This window comes from Microbacterium memoriense, from assembly GCF_025398275.1.
Lineage (GTDB): Bacteria > Actinomycetota > Actinomycetes > Actinomycetales > Microbacteriaceae > Microbacterium > Microbacterium memoriense.
Window position 1 is genome coordinate 186,895 of sequence record NZ_JAODOR010000001.1, and the last position, 14,658, is coordinate 201,552.

Consider the following 14,658-nt stretch of genomic DNA (forward strand, 5'->3'; position numbering starts at 1 on the left):
AGGCTAGACGCATAGTCTGAATCCGTGAACGAGTTCCTCACGTGGCTGCTGGATGCCGTGCAGAGCGTCGATCCGATCGTGCGGACTGTGCTTGCGGGTGTGGCGATCATGCTGGAGACCAGTGTCCTGATCGGACTCGTCGTTCCGGGCGACACCGTGGTGATCGTCGCCGCAACCGCGGTGGGCTCGGTCGTCGAGGCGGTGGTCCTGATCCTCGTGGTGATCCTGGGCGCATTGATCGGCGAAAGCATCGGCTTCGGGCTGGGGCGCTGGCTCGGACCGCGCCTGCGATTCTCACGATTGGGTGCGCGGATAGGCGAACACAATTGGAGTCGCGCCGAACGCTACCTCCGGCGGCGCGGCGGGCCGGCGATCTTCCTCTCCCGTTTTCTGCCCGTGCTGCACTCGGTCGTGCCGCTCACGGTCGGCATGAGCGGATTCGCCTACCGCCGGTTTCTCGCGTGGACCGCGCCGGCGTGCACGCTCTGGGCGATCGCGTATGTGTCCGTCGCCGCAGCAGCCGCGGGGACGTACCGCGAACTCGCCGATCAGCTGCATTTCGCGGGCTACATCTTCGTCGGCGTCCTCATGCTGTTTCTGGTACTGGCGTACGTCCTCAAGAAGGTCATCGTCGCCCGCGAAGCTCGGCACATGACGACCGATGCCGCTCCGGAAGGGTCGGCCGCGGAAGACCGCATGGGAGAATAGAGCGATGGCTTCCTCCCGCACCCCCCGTACGAAGGTGCTGTGGTTCGCGCGCCTGGAGTATCGCTTCCATGCCTGGCGTGAGCGTCGCGCCCGTTCGCGCGGGCAGCGACCGACGGTGTCCGCCTACCCCGGTTACGGCAGCCAGGAGTGGGTGCGCGTGCTCGGACGCGTGCTCATCGTGCCGCCGACACGCCAGCGCGGCGAATATGCCAGCGTGCGGGGATGGCGGAGCTTCGCGGCCGTTCCGGTCGGCTACGCGCAGGTGACGGTCACGATCGAAGGGGTGACCCACGAGGTCGTCGCTGACCGGGGTGGCGTCATCGACACGGTTCTGTCCGCCCGCTTGGAGCCCGGATGGCAGACCTTCACGATGGCGGTCGAACACTCCGACCCGGTCGAAACGCGCGTGTTCATCGTGGCCGACGACGTCCGCTTCGGGGTGATCAGCGATATCGACGACACCGTCATGGTCACCGCGCTCCCCCGTCCGTTTGTCGCGGCATGGAACTCGTTCGTCGTCGACGAGCACGCACGACAGCCCGTGCCCGGCATGGCCGTCCTTCTCGAGCGTCTCACGCGTGATCACACGGGTGCTCCGGTCATCTATCTCTCGACCGGTGCATGGAATGTGGCTCCGACGCTCCAACGCTTCATGCGCCGTCACCTGTTTCCGTCCGGCTCGCTTCTGCTCACCGATTGGGGTCCGACGCACGACCGCTGGTTCCGGAGCGGGCGCGACCACAAGCAGGAGAACCTCCGACGCCTCGGCACGGAGTTCCCCCAGATCAAGTGGATTCTTCTCGGCGATGACGGCCAGCACGACGATGACCTCTACACCGCGTTCACGAGCGAGTTCCCCGACCATGTGACGGCCGTCGGCATCCGACGCCTCTCCCCCACCGAAGCGGTGCTCGCCGGTGGGCGGACGGCCGTGAACGATCATTCGGCAGCGAATGTGCCCTGGGTCACGGGTGAGGACGGGGCGGCGCTTCTGGAGCGTCTCACCGAGGTGGGTGTCACCTCGGCGGAGTAGGCGCCCGTGTCGGAGGCTCACCGTAGGCTGACGGCATGTGTGGTCGATTCGTCGTAGCCAATGTGGCCTCCGAGCTGGTCGGGGTACTCCGCGTCGATCTGGCAGCGGATGAGCTTCCACCCCCGTCCTTCAACGTCGCGCCGACCGATCCGGTGGCGATCGTGCTCGACTCTGCCAAGACCGAGCCGCCCACGCGCCGTCTCGAGGCTGCCCGCTGGGGTCTCGTGCCGGCATGGGCGAAAGACCCGTCGATCGGCGTCCGTGCCATCAACGCCCGCTCGGAAGAGGTCGAGGACAAGCCGATGTTCCGGCAGGCATTGATCAAGCGGCGTGCGGTGGTACCGGCATCCGGGTACTACGAGTGGCATACCGATGCCGGGGTCAAAACTCCGTACTACATCCGGCCGCAGGGCGAGGAGCCGTTGCTGTTCGCCGGTCTGTACGAGTGGTGGAAAGATCCGTCGAAAGCCGACGACGACGCCACGAGGTGGATGCTGAGTTTCACGATCATGACGCGCGCATCGGTCGGCCCGCTCGGGTCGATCCATGATCGGATGCCGTTGTTCATCGACGCCGATCACGCCGATGTGTGGCTGGATCCCACGACCGAGAACGTGGGAGATCTGCTCGACGCGACGATCGACGCTGCGCCGTTGTTGGCCGAGACGCTTCAGATGTATCCCGTCGACCCTGCCGTCGGCAACGTGCGCAACAACGGTCCGGAACTGGTCGCACCGGCCGCGTGACCGCTCCGCCGACGCGACAACGGGCGCCGGATCGCTCCGACGCCCGTTGTGTTCAGTCGCGGATCAGGTCAGCTCGATCGTGGCCTGGTCATTGTTCAGGATGATGACCGGCGTGATGGGCGAGAGGCCCGCCGCGCGGATCTTCGCGAGGTCGAACTGGACGAGCGGGTCGCCGACGTTGACCGAGTCACCGGCCGCGACGAGAGTGCGGAATCCGTCACCCTTCATCGTCACGGTGTCGATGCCGACATGGATGAGGAGCTCCGTCCCGTCGTGCAGCGCCAAGCCCACCGCATGACCGGTCGGGAAGACCGATGCCACAACGCCGGCCGCAGGGGCGGAGATCGTTTCACCGGTCGGGTCGATGGCCACGCCCGGGCCTATCGACCCCTGTGCGAACATCGGGTCCGGGACCTCCGACAGCGGCAGCAGGGCTCCGGCGACCGGCTGCACCAGCCGCACCACCGCCGGTTGCGCCGGCCTGCGCGCGGAGCGGTCCCGGTGCTCCCCGGCAGCGCCCGCGGCGATCGTGGTGCCGGCGAGCCCCGGAGCGACCGCTCCGGCCACGGCACCGGTCTGGCCGGCATCCGCCCCCCGGAAGGCTTCGATCCGCTCCGTGCGGTCGTTGAGGATGTCATCCATCGCGTCCTTGACGAACTGGACATTCAATCCGTAGATGACCTGAACCGACTGGCCGCCCGCCTTCATCGTCCCGGCCGCGCCAGCGCGTTTGAGCGCGTGCTCGTCGATTTTCGAGGGGTCGGCGATCTCCATGCGCAGGCGTGTTGCGCAGTTGTCGACGTCGATGATGTTGTCCTTGCCACCGAGCCCGGCGATGAACTTCTCCGCGGTGCCGTGGTAGCCGGTGAGGCTCGTCTCGATGTTGTCGGCATCCTGAGTGTCTTCGTCGTCTTCACGGCCGGGCGTCTTCAGGTTCAGGCGCTTGATCACGAGGGAGAACGTGAAGAAGTAGATGAAAAACCAACCGACACCCATGAGCAGGAGGATCCACGGGTTCTGCGCGAGCGGGTTGGCCCACTGCAGCACCATGTCGATGAAACCGCCCGAGAAGCCGAACCCGAGCCGGGTCGGAAGGAGCGCCGCCAACCCCACGGAGATGCCGGTGAAGACGGCATGGATCAGGTACAGCCACGGTGCGACGAACATGAAGGAGAACTCGAGCGGCTCGGTGACGCCGACGAAAAACGAGGCGAAGGCCGCCGACAGCATGATGCCGTAGGTGATCTTCTTGCGCTTGCTGTTGGCGGTCAGGAAGATCGCGAGAGCGGCGCCGGGAAGACCGAACATCATGATCGGGAAGAAGCCCGCCATGTACTGACCCGTCACCCCGTACACGCCGTCACCCGAGTCACCGGCGAGGAAGTTCACGAGGTCGTTGATGCCGGCCACGTCGAACCAGAACACGGAGTTGAGTGCGTGATGCAGGCCTGTGGGGATCAGCAGGCGGTTGAAGAACCCGTAGAGGCCGGCCCCGAAGGGACCCATCGTGGCGATCCACTCGCCGAACGTGACGAGTCCGCCGTAGACGACCGGCCAGATGAACATCAGCAGGAGCGCGACGATGAGGGAGAAACCTGCCGTGACGATCGCGACAGAGCGCTTGCCGGAGAAGAACGATAGCGCGTCCGGGAGTTTCGTGTCCTTGAACTTGTTGTAGCACCAGGCACCGATGAGTCCCGCGATGATGCCGACGAACACGTTCTGCACTTTCCCGAATGCCGGATTGACGTCTTCGAGTTCTGCCGCACCGGTCAGGTTCTGGATCGTCGCGGGAGCCAACAGCGTGGTGATGGTGAGCCACGACACGAGCCCCGCCAGGGCTGATGTGCCATCGGTCTTGTTGGCCATGCCGAGAGACACGCCGACGGCGAACAGGAGCGGCATGTTGTCCAGCAGCGCGCCACCGGCGGCGCCCAGGAACGCCGAGACGATGTTCGCGCCGCCGGCTGCTGAACTGATCCAGTACGAGATTCCGGACAGGATGGCCGCTACCGGAAGGACGGCCACCGGCAGCATGAGCGATCTGCCGAGTCGCTGGAAGAACTTCATCGTGTCTCCAACCCGAGTGGTGATCCGCCCGACGGTGGACTCGAGCCGAGGCTACCGCCGTTGTACCCCAGCGCACAGCATTCACTCAGGAATGTCGCCGGGGAAGCTGGAGGACACAACCCTCTGCGGGCAGGTACGCGGCTACCGCCCGGGATCACGCACCCTGTGAGGCAGCAACGTGCGCCTGAGCGCCGGGCGGCGCGGGCGCTGGTAGTCCGCTGGGTGGACCTCCCAGGGCGCGGAGCGCGTAGACGATAGTCGCGAGGTCGACGAGCTCCTGGGTAAGGGCACCGGCGACGGCGGGGATCGTCCCGGTCATCGCAACGATCATGAGCCCGATGCTCAGCCCGATGCCGATCCAAATTGCGGTGAGCGCCACGCGCAGCGTGTGTCGTCCGATCGACACTGCGTCGACGATCTTTGCGAGAGAGTCGACAAGAATGACGACATCTGCTGCGTCTCCGGCGGCCGTGGCGCCTTTCGCGCCCATCGCGACCCCGATGTCGGCAGCTGCCAGCACGGGAGCATCGTTGACGCCGTCTCCCACCATCATCACGGGTCGGGGATGGAGCTGTGCAGCGAGGTAGACCTTCTCCGGTGGCAGCAAATCGGCGTGCACTTCCTCGATCCCCACCTGGAGGGCGATCGAGGTGGCCGTGGGGTGGGCGTCCCCGGTGAGCATCGTGATCCGCTCGACGCCATTCATGCGAAGCCATGCAACGACGCGGGAGGATTCGGCCCTGGGGTCGTCGGCAAGGACGAGGACGCCGGCGAACCGTCCGTCGATCGCGACGTACGCGGCAGCCTCGCCGGGGCCGAGTATTGCCGGGTGTGTTTCGGGCGCGAGTGCAGCGATATAGGCCGGTTTGCCGACAACGACACGGCGCCCGTTGAGGACGGCCTCGACGCCATTGGTGGCGACTTCGCTGGCGTCGTCCGTCGCCAAGAGTTGGAGGCCCCTGTCCAGAGCGGCCCGCCTGATGCCCTCGGCGAGAACGTGGGAGGAATACTGTTCAGCGGATGCCGCGAGGAGCAGCACCTCGTCGGCGGTGAAACCCTCTGCAGGCCGGACCTCGACGAGATCTGGTCTGCCCTCGGTGAGCGTTCCGGTCTTGTCGAACGCGACCGAGCGCACGCCCGCCAGCTGCTCGATCACCGCGCCGCTCTTCATGATCACCCCGGTCTTGGCCGCGCGCGAGAGTCCGCCCAAGAAGGCGACCGGCGCTGCGATGAGGAGCGGACAGGGAGTCGCGAGCACGAGCACCTCGGCGAAGCGGGTCGGGTCGCCCGACAACGCCCAGCCAGTGCCGGCCAGGACGAGGGCGATCGCGGTGAACGGTATCGCGAAACGGTCAGCGAGCCGGACGACGGGAGCCCGGGAGTCCTGGGCGCCCTGGACGAGGGCCACAATCTGCTGATACTGGCTGTCCGCGCTGAGGCGGGTCGCTCGGATCCGCACTGCGCGTGTTCCATTGATGGCCCCCGACAGCACCTCGCCTCCTGCTTCCCGACTCACCGGCATGCTTTCGCCGGTGAGCGAGGACTCATCGAACGTCCCGCTGGAAGTGAGCAGGAGCCCGTCAACAGGCACGATCTCCGAGGGCCGCACGAGGAGGACATCGCCGATCGCGACATCGTCCACTGCTCGGTCCTCCACCTCGTCGGAATCGGCGGAATCCGAACGGACGACATGCGCAATCCTGGGTGATCGATCCAGCAGCGCCGTCAGATCACGTCGAGCCCGGCGACCAGCGAAATCTTCAAGAGCTTCCCCGCCCGAGAGCATGAGAACGACGATCAAGGAGGCGAGGTACTCCCCCACGGCGAGGGTGGCGATCATCGCGACCACCGCGAGGATGTCGAGCCCGACATGCCCTCGGAGCACATCCCGCACCATTCCGACGAGCGTCCACACGATGAACACTCCGACGTAGCCGGTTGCCAGCCACCGAGGCGCCGACGTCGCGCCCATCGCCGCGAGGACAAGCACCGTGGTGAGGACTGCCGTCGAGGCCGTGATCACGGGGTATCGCCTGATTGTCCTGATCATCTGCACGCCTTCAGCATCGCGGCTCCAGGTGATTCATGCCACCCACGCCGAAGAGACCTCGACGAAGCCTTCCGGTGGTTCGGTCATTGATGAGATCCTCCATCTCACTCATTCAGCTTGGGTGCCCTTGTGCGCCGGATTGCTGCGCACGGGTGCGGCGAACGTGGCTGCGGGCGTGCTCGATGGCGGCGGGGAGGTCGACGAAGAGATGATTCTGATGTCGCAGCGCGGAGATCACCCCTACCCGGGTCGCGACGTGGAGGTGGCGTTCCTGGATTCCTTTGATGAGAACGGTGATGTTCCGCCGTTCGAGGGACTGGACGAGTTCGGTGATGACGCGGGCGCCGGTGGCATCGAGGACCTGCAGTTGGGAGAGGCGGAGGATGACGACGGAGACGCTGCTGATCAGGTTGATTTCCTCGACCATCCGGTCGGCGGCCCCGAAGAACAGCGCCCCGTCGAGGCGGAACACCGCGATCTCCTCGTCTCCCGGCTGGGGAGATTCCCTGATCTCCTCGCGGTGAACGCCGCCGGATGCGGCGAGGGTGCGGAGGGCAAAGAAGGCCGCGGCAGCGATTCCGATGCCCACGGCGATGATGAGGTCGAAGGACACGGTGACCACGGCAGTGCCCACAAAGACGGCTGCGTCGGATCTACTGGCGGTGATGACGCTGCGCACGGTGGAGCGGGAGATCATCCGGATGGCGGTGATCATGAGCACTCCCGCGAGCGCGGCCAGCGGAATCAGCGATACGGCCGATGTCGCAAGGTAGACGACGGCGATCAGCACGAGCGAGTGGATGATTGCAGCGAGCCTGCTTTGCGCACCCGAGCGAAGGTTCACAGCGGTACGCGCGATTGCGCCGGTGGCGGGCATGCCACCGAAGAATCCTGATGCGACGGATGCGAGCCCTTGCCCGACGAGTTCCCGGTCCGCGTCGTAGGGTCCGGTGTCCGAGATCGATGCGGCAACACGCGCGGACAAGAGGGACTCGATCGCAGCCAGAGCCGCAATCGTGAGCGCCGGGCCGGCCAGGGTGGCCACCAGCGGAAGGGTGACGGCGGGGAACGTCGGAGCAGGTAGCGCGGATGGCAACTGGCCAATCCGATCAATGGGCAGGTTCGCAACCGTCACCACAATCGTCACGACGATGATCGCGATCAAGGAAGCAGGGATGTGGCGATTCAGCCGGGGCAGGAAGACCATTATCGCCGCCACGGCGACCGTGGTGGCGATCGCCGTGGCGGTAACCGGCCACGCCACCGTCGGAAGCGCCTCGACGACTGCGACCAAGGTGTTCGTGCTGGGGCCGGGTGAGACTCCGAAAGCGGCGGGGACCTGCTGGAGGAAGATGATGACGGCGATGCCGAGGGTGAACCCTTCGATCACCGGCCAGGGAATGTATGAGACGACGCGACCGATCTTCAGAACGCCCGCTATCAGAACGAAGATGCCCGCCATCAGACTGAGCAGAGGCACGACCTGGGGTCCCTGGACGGCGACGATCGGGCCAAGAATGACGACCATGGCCCCGGTCGGGCCAGAGACCTGCACGTTGGAGCCTCCGAAGACGGCGGCGACGATCCCGGCGATAATCGCGGTGATCAGCCCGACCTCAGCGCCCACTCCGGAGCTCACTCCGAACGCGAGGGCCAGAGGAAGCGCGACGATCCCCACCGTGATCCCGGCGACCAGATCGCTGCGCCATGTCCGTGGTAGCCGGCGATAGTCGGCAGCGCCGGGGAGAAGCGGGGCGAAATAGCCTCTCACAGTCACCGTGAACCCACCGATCGTTCCGGGAGCGCCGGGAGGTTTTGCGAGTCGTGCATCTGCTGCTGCGCCTGAGTCAGGATGTCGACGAGCAAGCGGCGCGCCGCGTGGAGCAGATCGGCGACCTCGGGGAAGGCGGGACGGTAGAACACCTGACTTCCCCTGCGCTCAGAAACCACCAAGTGGTGCTTACGCAAAACCGAAAGGTGCTGCGAAAGGTGCGAGGCCTCGATAGTCAGATCTTCGATGAGAGCACTCACTGCGACCTCATCGGACGCGATCAGGATCTCCAAGATGCGGACACGCACGGGATGCGCCAACCCCTTGAACAGATTGGCCTTGACCTCGTACAGCGGGCGATCCTGACCCAGCGGACCTTCCACAACGCCTCGCATCCACAACTCCTGCCGTGCACTCCGGTGGCACACGAATCAATGATTTGATGATGTCATCATGTCATGTCTTCGTGCACGATCCCACGTCGGCTCTAGGCTGAGAGCATGCCCCAACGCCCTGACAAACATGACCCGTTGACGATCGGTTTCCAGACGCAGGCTGTGCATGCAGGCAACGACGTCGACACCGGTTCGGGTGCAATTCGCCGGCCGATCGTGATGGCGAACTCCTATGCGCTGCCGGATGACCCGTCGACAGTGAGCTGGTCCGGGACCGATGTTCCGCTGTACACGAGGAATACGGGCGCCAATCAGCTCGCGCTGCAGACGAAGCTCGCGGCCCTCGAGGGGGGCGAAGATGCTGTCGTGCTCGCCTCCGGAGTCGCGGCACTGCACGCGATCTTCTTCACGTACCTGAGAACCGGCGACCACGTGGTGGTGGGAGATGTCACTTACGAGGCGACGTGGCGGCTGTTCGCCGAACTGCTGCCGGAAAAGTATGGGATCGAAGCGACGTTCGTCGACACGAGCGACATCGCCGCGGTGAAGAAGGCGGTCCAGCGGAACACGAAACTGATCCACGTCGAGGCGATCGCGAACCCGACGACGAAGGTGACAGACATTGCCGCCGTCAGCGCGATCGCGCATGCGGCCGGCGCGTTGCTGTCGGTGGATTCCACCTTCACGCCGCCTCCGCTCTACCGGCCGCTGGCTGACGGCGCCGACCTGGTGGTGCACTCGCTCACGAAGTACATCAACGGCCACGGTGACGCCATGGGCGGCGTCGTGGTCGGGTCGCGGGACTTGATCCAGCCCATCAAGTCCGACGCGATGGTGGATGTGGGCGGCGTAATCTCTCCGTTCAATGCTTGGCTGATCACCCGCGGCTCCGTCACCCTGCCGCTCCGGCTGGCCCGCCATCTCGAATCCGCGGCGCTGATCGCACGCTTCCTGGACGAAGACCCCCGCATCGCGTTCGTCTCATACCCCGGCCTTCCCTCGCATCCGCAACACGAGGTGGCGCTGCGCCAGTTCGGGGGACGCGGGTTCGGCGCGATGATGGCGTTCGCGGTGAAAGGCGACCCCGAGACCCAGAACACGTTCGTCGCGAACCTTCGGGTCATCACCTCCGCGGTGTCGCTCGGTCACGATGAGTCGCTCATCGTCCATGTCGGCACGGGCGGACCGCGCGTCGCGTACTACCCAGAGGAGTTCCGCACCTGGGGGCACCTCCGCTTCTCCATCGGGCTGGAAGACCCGGAGGACCTCATCAAGGACCTCGACGCGGCATTGACGGCGACCGTCGGATCGCGAGAATAGCCGCCTCCCAGCAGCAGCTCGAGTTGGTGCGGGTCAGCGGAGTGTGGAAAGGGGTCGGCCGTCGGGTGCGGCCGCCCCTGACGGTCAGAGCGTCGCGAGAATGTCCTCCATCGTGGTGATCTCGGCGGTCTGGGACGCGATGATGTCCTCCGCAAGCGTGATCACGTCGGGGTTCTGACCGTTATCGACTTCGCGCTGCGCCATCTCGATCGCGCCCTCGTGGTGGACGATCATCTGCGAGAGGAACAACCGCGACGCCTCAACGACGGAGGCTTCCTCAAGGGCTTGCATGTCGGTGTCGGACATCATTCCGTCGCCCCTGTGATCCATGTCGCCCATGTCGGCCATCGGGGTGCCCCAGTCATCCAACCAGGACTCCATCAGCTCGATCTCCGGACCCTGCGCAGCCTTGATCTCCTCTGCGGGATGGAGCGCACCGCGCCAGGCCTTGAACATGCCATCACGCTGATCCGCGGGCTCAGGGAACAGTTCTGGAACGACGTGAAAGTCACTGGGCACGGCGAAGAGCTGAACCAGGCGCTGGAGCGCGCCGGCAGGGTCGGCGATTTTTTCGAACTCGCCGAACTGATGTGCATTGACGCTCTGCACCGTGGCGAATCCTGCGGTGCCCATTTCCGTTCCGAAAGCCAAACCGAGGAGGGCGAGGCTCAACGCAAGGACAACGAGTACACGTATGTCGCCGCATGGGAATTCACCGGCGCCGGGGCTCCACCGTGCCTGCATAAAGAGGAACTCACCTTCGAGTATGTGGAGTTGCAGCAAAGGAGCTACAAATGAACATCACCTTGCGTATTTGGCGCCAACAGAACCTCGACGACAAGGGACGGATGGTTTCCTACGGAGTCGAGGACATTTCCCCGGACATGTCGTTCCTGGAGATGCTCGACGTGCTCAACGAGCAGCTGGGCACGAAAGTCTTCGGCGCGCTATCCGACGCCCCGGTCGCCCTGGAAGTCGACGGATAAGCCGGTCTGCCCGGTTGAGGCCATCTATTACGAGGACGACGTCCCGGACCAATGGGCAGAGTATTACAAGGCCAATGTCGAATTCTTCGACGAACTCGGTTCACCGGGTGGTGCCGTCAAGCTCGGCAACACCGGCCGGGACCACCCCCTGGTTGCGGCATTGCCACCGCAAAACCAAGATATCGGCCTCTTCGCCCGCTTTGCGCCCGTGCCGGGGGAAGCTCGTAGGGAGCAGCCCACACAGGTGACGCCACTGCAAGAAGGTCAAGGGCGGGTTCGAGTTGCACCGGATACTGCCCAGGAGGCCGCCACGCCGCAGCGGCACCGGACTATCGAGGTGTGGCTACGTGTTCAAGCGCATCGATATCGAGAATCGTGACCTCCCGGCGCCCGTGCAATTCGATAAGGCCGGAGGCAGAGAGCGCGGCAAGGCGTCGACTCAGGGTCTCCGGCGTCGTGCCGAGGTACGCCGCGATTTCCTGTTTCGCCATCGGAAGTCTCACCGTGGCCGCTCCGTCCCGCATGGTGCCAGGTAGGTCCAGGAGGTAGGCCGCGACACGGGCATTGACATCGCTGGAGGTGATGGCGGCCAGCAGTCGCTCGACGGAAGAGAGGCGGTCGGAGAGCGTCCGCAGCATCCGCTGACTGATGTCGGGGTAGTCACGAAGTAGGACTGCAAGGTCGGCATGGTCGAACACGCACATCCTGCTCTCTTCCAGCGCGACGGCGAGATCGTTCGGACGGTGGCCCGTCAGGAAGGCACGTTCACCCACGACGTCACCGTCGGTCACCGTTCGCAGGATCTGCTCCTGACCATTGGCGGCCGCGTGGCTGACCTTGAGCTGTCCACTGTGCATCACCAGCAGGCGCGAGACCGGCTGTCCGGGCGCATAGACGATCTCTCCCTTTTCGGCGAGTACCGGGCGGGCGAAGTCCGCAACACGCAACTGTTCCTGACGGGTGAGGCCTTGGAAGATCGGGACGCGGGTGACGCACAAGTCATCCTCGGGCATGACACCACTTTATCCCACGCCGACCCGACGCGACCGTAACGGACGGGCCAGCGGCGCTCGGGGAGGAGCCCCGCGAACTTGATCTATGTCAAGGAGTTCGCGGCACAGCGAACCTACGGTGAAGGTGTCAGTAAGAAACACCAAGACGGAAGGATTCCACAATGACCACCGCGACCACAACCCACACCATCCTCCGCGCGGAAGGTTTTTCCTGCCCCTCCTGCGTGGCCAAGATCGAGAAGCAGGTCGGCCGCCTCAAGGGTGTCGAGAACGTGAAGGTCCACTTCGCCTCCGCCCGCGTCGAGATCGACCACGACGCCGAGCGCGTTTCGGTGGATGACCTTGTTGCCGCCGTCGTGAAGGCCGGCTACAAGGCCACGCCCGCGGCCTTCTAACGCCAGCGGGCCCCACAGGGCCCGCTCACATTTCCCCCTTCATCCTGCCGGTACGCCGGCTCAAGACGCAGAAAGGTCGTACCCGAAAGTGAACAGGCTCCAGAAATGGGTCTATGGGAACTGGTCCGTTCCCGTCGTGTCCGGCGTGCTCATCATCATCTCGTTCGCCCTCCAGTGGCTGGGCGGAGGTGTCGCCAACCTCGCCGTCAGCCCGCAGTGGTGGCTGGACGCCGGCACCCACGCCGCGCATGCCAGCGCGGCCTTCACCCTCGGGGATGTCTTCATGATCGCCGCGGCCGCCGTCGCCGGCTACGGGATCGTACTCAAGGCGGTTCGCGCGCTGATCGCCAAGGTCATCGGCATCGACCTGCTGGTGTCGGTCGCGGCCATCGGCGCTGTCATCATCGGCAACTTCTGGGAGGCCGCGGCGGTGACGTTCCTGTTCGCCATCGGCCACGCCCTGGAAGCTGCCACCTTGAACAAGACGCGCTCGGCACTGGCCGAACTGGTCGCTGTCGCCCCGGATTCCGCGACCGTCGTGCGCGACGGTCAGCAACAGGAGGTCCCTGCCGCGCAGGTGAGAATGGGCGAGATCGTGCTGGTCAAGAACGGCGCGAAGGTCCCCGTCGACGGTCAAGTCGTCTCGGGCACCGGCGCCATCGATGAGGCCTCGATCACCGGCGAATCGATCCCGGTGGAAAAATCCAAGGGCGGACAGGTCTTCGCCGGCACCGTCTCCCGCGGCGGTTTCCTGCAGGTGCTGGCCACCGGCATCGGTGCCGATACCACCCTAGCCCGGATCATTCACCGGGTCGAGGAGGCCCAGGACGCCAAGGCCCGCACCCAGGCGTTCATCGACCGCTTCTCCGGCTGGTACACCCCCGCGGTGATGGTGCTGGCCCTGGCGGCCGGACTGATCTCCGGCGACGTGGTGCTGGCCCTGACTCTGCTGGTCATCGGCTGTCCCGGCGCCCTGGTGATCTCCATCCCGGTCGCGATCGTGGCCGGCATCGGCCGCGCCGCCCGCAACGGCATCCTGATCAAGGGCGGCGAATTCCTGGAGACCTCGGCGAAGATCTCCGCGGTCGCCGTGGACAAGACCGGCACCCTGACCGAGGGACGCCCGCAGCTGACCGACGTCGTCGTCCTGGACTCGGCGTTGGAGCGCAGCGAGGTGCTGCGCTGGGCTGCCGCCGCTGAGGCCGGCTCCGAACACCCGCTGGCCCGTCCCATCCTGGACACCGCCCAGGCCGAGGGAGTAGGCCCGCACGGCATCCCCGGCACGGTCACCCCGGTCCCCGGCAAGGGCATCGTGTCCGATGTCGACGGTCGGCGGGTGCTGATCGGTAACCCGCCGCTACTACTCCAGTACGGCGTTGTCGATGACGGCAGCGCCGCCCAGGCGGCGGAATCGCTGGCCGCCGAGGGCAAGACGCCGATGATCGTGGCGGTCGATGACAAGGTGATCGGCGTCGTCGCCGTCGCCGATCAGGTCCGACAGGATGCACCCGAGATGGTCGCCCGCCTGCACCGGGCCGGCGTGGAGAAGGTGGTCATGCTCACCGGTGACACCCGGCTGGTGGCCGAGGCCATCGGGAAGGCGACCGGGATCGACGAGATCCACGCCTCCCTGCTTCCCGAGGACAAGCTGGACGTGGTCGCGCAGCTGCAGCAAGAGGGCCACACGATCGCCATGGTCGGCGACGGCGTCAACGACGCCCCGGCCCTGGCCACCGCGAACATCGGCGTGGCGATGGGGGCGGCCGGCTCGGCCGTAGCCGTGGAGACCGCGGACATCGCCCTGATGGGCGACAACCTGCTCAAGCTGCCGGAAGCTATCGGATTGGCCAAGCGGACCGTGTCCGTCATGCGGCAGAACATCGCGATCGCCCTGATCACCGTGGTGCTGCTGCTGGCCGGCGTCTTCGCCGGCGGAGTGACCATGTCGATCGGCATGCTCGTCCACGAAGCCTCCGTACTAGTGGTCATCGCCAACGCGATGCGACTACTGCGCAACGCCCGCGGCTCCACCACGATGCCGAAGAGCGAGAGGACCACCGGAACAGCGGCGCAACAGGTCAACGCCTGACATCGAACCCGCGTAAGCGTACCCTGAATCGGCCTGACTTTCGTTCCTATTGGGAGCTTTGTCTTGTGATGTCTCAGGACTT

The 14,658-nt window shown here is 65.5% G+C and carries 14 protein-coding genes and 1 pseudogene; 9 read left to right on the top strand and 6 right to left on the bottom strand.

All coding sequences use genetic code 11. The features are described from left to right. The first annotated feature begins 24 nt into the window (after window positions 1-24). The 3 genes from N4R40_RS00900 to N4R40_RS00910 are packed head-to-tail and all read left to right on the top strand — an operon-like array spanning window position 25 to window position 2,487. Entirely contained in the window at window positions 25-708 is a 684-nt protein-coding gene (locus N4R40_RS00900) for a DedA family protein (protein WP_261605482.1), read from the top strand. 4 nt (window positions 709-712) lie between these two features. After that, window positions 713-1,741: an App1 family protein gene (locus N4R40_RS00905; RefSeq protein ID WP_261605483.1), complete on the top strand. Its 1,029-nt coding sequence runs from the start codon at window positions 713-715 to the stop codon at window positions 1,739-1,741. Window positions 1,742-1,776: 35 nt separating this feature from the next. Beyond that, window positions 1,777-2,487: an SOS response-associated peptidase gene (locus N4R40_RS00910; RefSeq protein WP_261605484.1), complete on the top strand. Its 711-nt coding sequence runs from the start codon at window positions 1,777-1,779 to the stop codon at window positions 2,485-2,487. A gap of 63 nt (window positions 2,488-2,550) precedes the next feature. Here N4R40_RS00910 and nagE read toward each other — a convergent pair whose 3' ends face one another. The 4 genes from nagE to N4R40_RS00930 form a co-directional block, all read right to left on the bottom strand. Next, window positions 2,551-4,557 carry an N-acetylglucosamine-specific PTS transporter subunit IIBC gene (nagE, locus tag N4R40_RS00915; protein ID WP_261605485.1) on the bottom strand — a complete coding sequence of 669 codons (2,007 nt, stop codon included), beginning with the start codon at window positions 4,555-4,557 and terminating at the stop codon, window positions 2,551-2,553. Window positions 4,558-4,711: 154 nt separating this feature from the next. Continuing rightward, on the bottom strand, window positions 4,712-6,607 hold the full coding sequence (locus N4R40_RS00920) for a heavy metal translocating P-type ATPase (protein WP_261605486.1): 1,896 nt from the start codon (window positions 6,605-6,607) through the stop codon (window positions 4,712-4,714). Between the two features lie 112 nt (window positions 6,608-6,719). Next, on the bottom strand, window positions 6,720-8,384 hold the full coding sequence (locus tag N4R40_RS00925) for a SulP family inorganic anion transporter (protein WP_407665800.1): 1,665 nt from the start codon (window positions 8,382-8,384) through the stop codon (window positions 6,720-6,722). Then, window positions 8,381-8,773 (bottom strand): ArsR/SmtB family transcription factor, encoded by a 393-nt coding sequence (locus N4R40_RS00930; RefSeq protein ID WP_261605487.1) that lies wholly within the window; start codon window positions 8,771-8,773, stop codon window positions 8,381-8,383. Before N4R40_RS00930 ends, N4R40_RS00925 begins: the two co-directional genes overlap by 4 nt. A 105-nt stretch (window positions 8,774-8,878) precedes the next feature. Between N4R40_RS00930 and N4R40_RS00935 the strand changes: the two genes are divergently transcribed. After that, the gene (locus N4R40_RS00935; RefSeq protein ID WP_261605488.1) at window positions 8,879-10,093 is read left to right on the top strand and encodes a trans-sulfuration enzyme family protein; all 1,215 of its coding nucleotides are present in this window, start codon (window positions 8,879-8,881) and stop codon (window positions 10,091-10,093) included. Between the two features lie 84 nt (window positions 10,094-10,177). On the opposite strand, the gene N4R40_RS00940 is transcribed toward N4R40_RS00935, so the two are convergent. Beyond that, a complete protein-coding gene (locus N4R40_RS00940; RefSeq protein ID WP_315902478.1) occupies window positions 10,178-10,549 on the bottom strand; it encodes a DUF305 domain-containing protein in 372 nt (123 codons plus the stop codon). On the opposite strand from N4R40_RS00940, the gene N4R40_RS00945 reads away from it, so the two are divergent. The 3 genes and pseudogenes from N4R40_RS00945 to N4R40_RS00955 form a co-directional block, all read left to right on the top strand. Then, window positions 10,520-10,891 (top strand): hypothetical protein, encoded by a 372-nt coding sequence (locus N4R40_RS00945; protein ID WP_315902479.1) that lies wholly within the window; start codon window positions 10,520-10,522, stop codon window positions 10,889-10,891. The two genes, N4R40_RS00940 and N4R40_RS00945, sit on opposite strands and share 30 nt — an antisense overlap. Then, entirely contained in the window at window positions 10,888-11,079 is a 192-nt protein-coding gene (locus N4R40_RS00950; protein WP_261605489.1) for a hypothetical protein, read from the top strand. The genes N4R40_RS00945 and N4R40_RS00950 overlap by 4 nt, the downstream gene beginning before the upstream one ends. Next, window positions 11,078-11,260: pseudogene (locus N4R40_RS00955) on the top strand (ferredoxin); the annotation flags it as partial. The gene N4R40_RS00950 and the pseudogene N4R40_RS00955, both read left to right, overlap by 2 nt. A 148-nt stretch (window positions 11,261-11,408) precedes the next feature. On the opposite strand, the gene N4R40_RS00960 reads toward N4R40_RS00955, so the two are convergent. Beyond that, window positions 11,409-12,092, bottom strand: a complete 684-nt coding sequence (locus N4R40_RS00960) for a Crp/Fnr family transcriptional regulator (RefSeq protein ID WP_094764235.1) — start codon at window positions 12,090-12,092, stop codon at window positions 11,409-11,411. Between the two features lie 161 nt (window positions 12,093-12,253). On the opposite strand from N4R40_RS00960, the gene N4R40_RS00965 reads away from it, so the two are divergent. Further along, the gene (locus N4R40_RS00965; RefSeq protein WP_261605490.1) at window positions 12,254-12,487 is read left to right on the top strand and encodes a heavy-metal-associated domain-containing protein; all 234 of its coding nucleotides are present in this window, start codon (window positions 12,254-12,256) and stop codon (window positions 12,485-12,487) included. Window positions 12,488-12,575: 88 nt separating this feature from the next. After that, window positions 12,576-14,576, top strand: coding sequence for a heavy metal translocating P-type ATPase (locus tag N4R40_RS00970; protein ID WP_261605491.1), 2,001 nt, complete (start codon window positions 12,576-12,578; stop codon window positions 14,574-14,576). The last annotated feature ends 82 nt before the right edge of the window (window positions 14,577-14,658 follow it).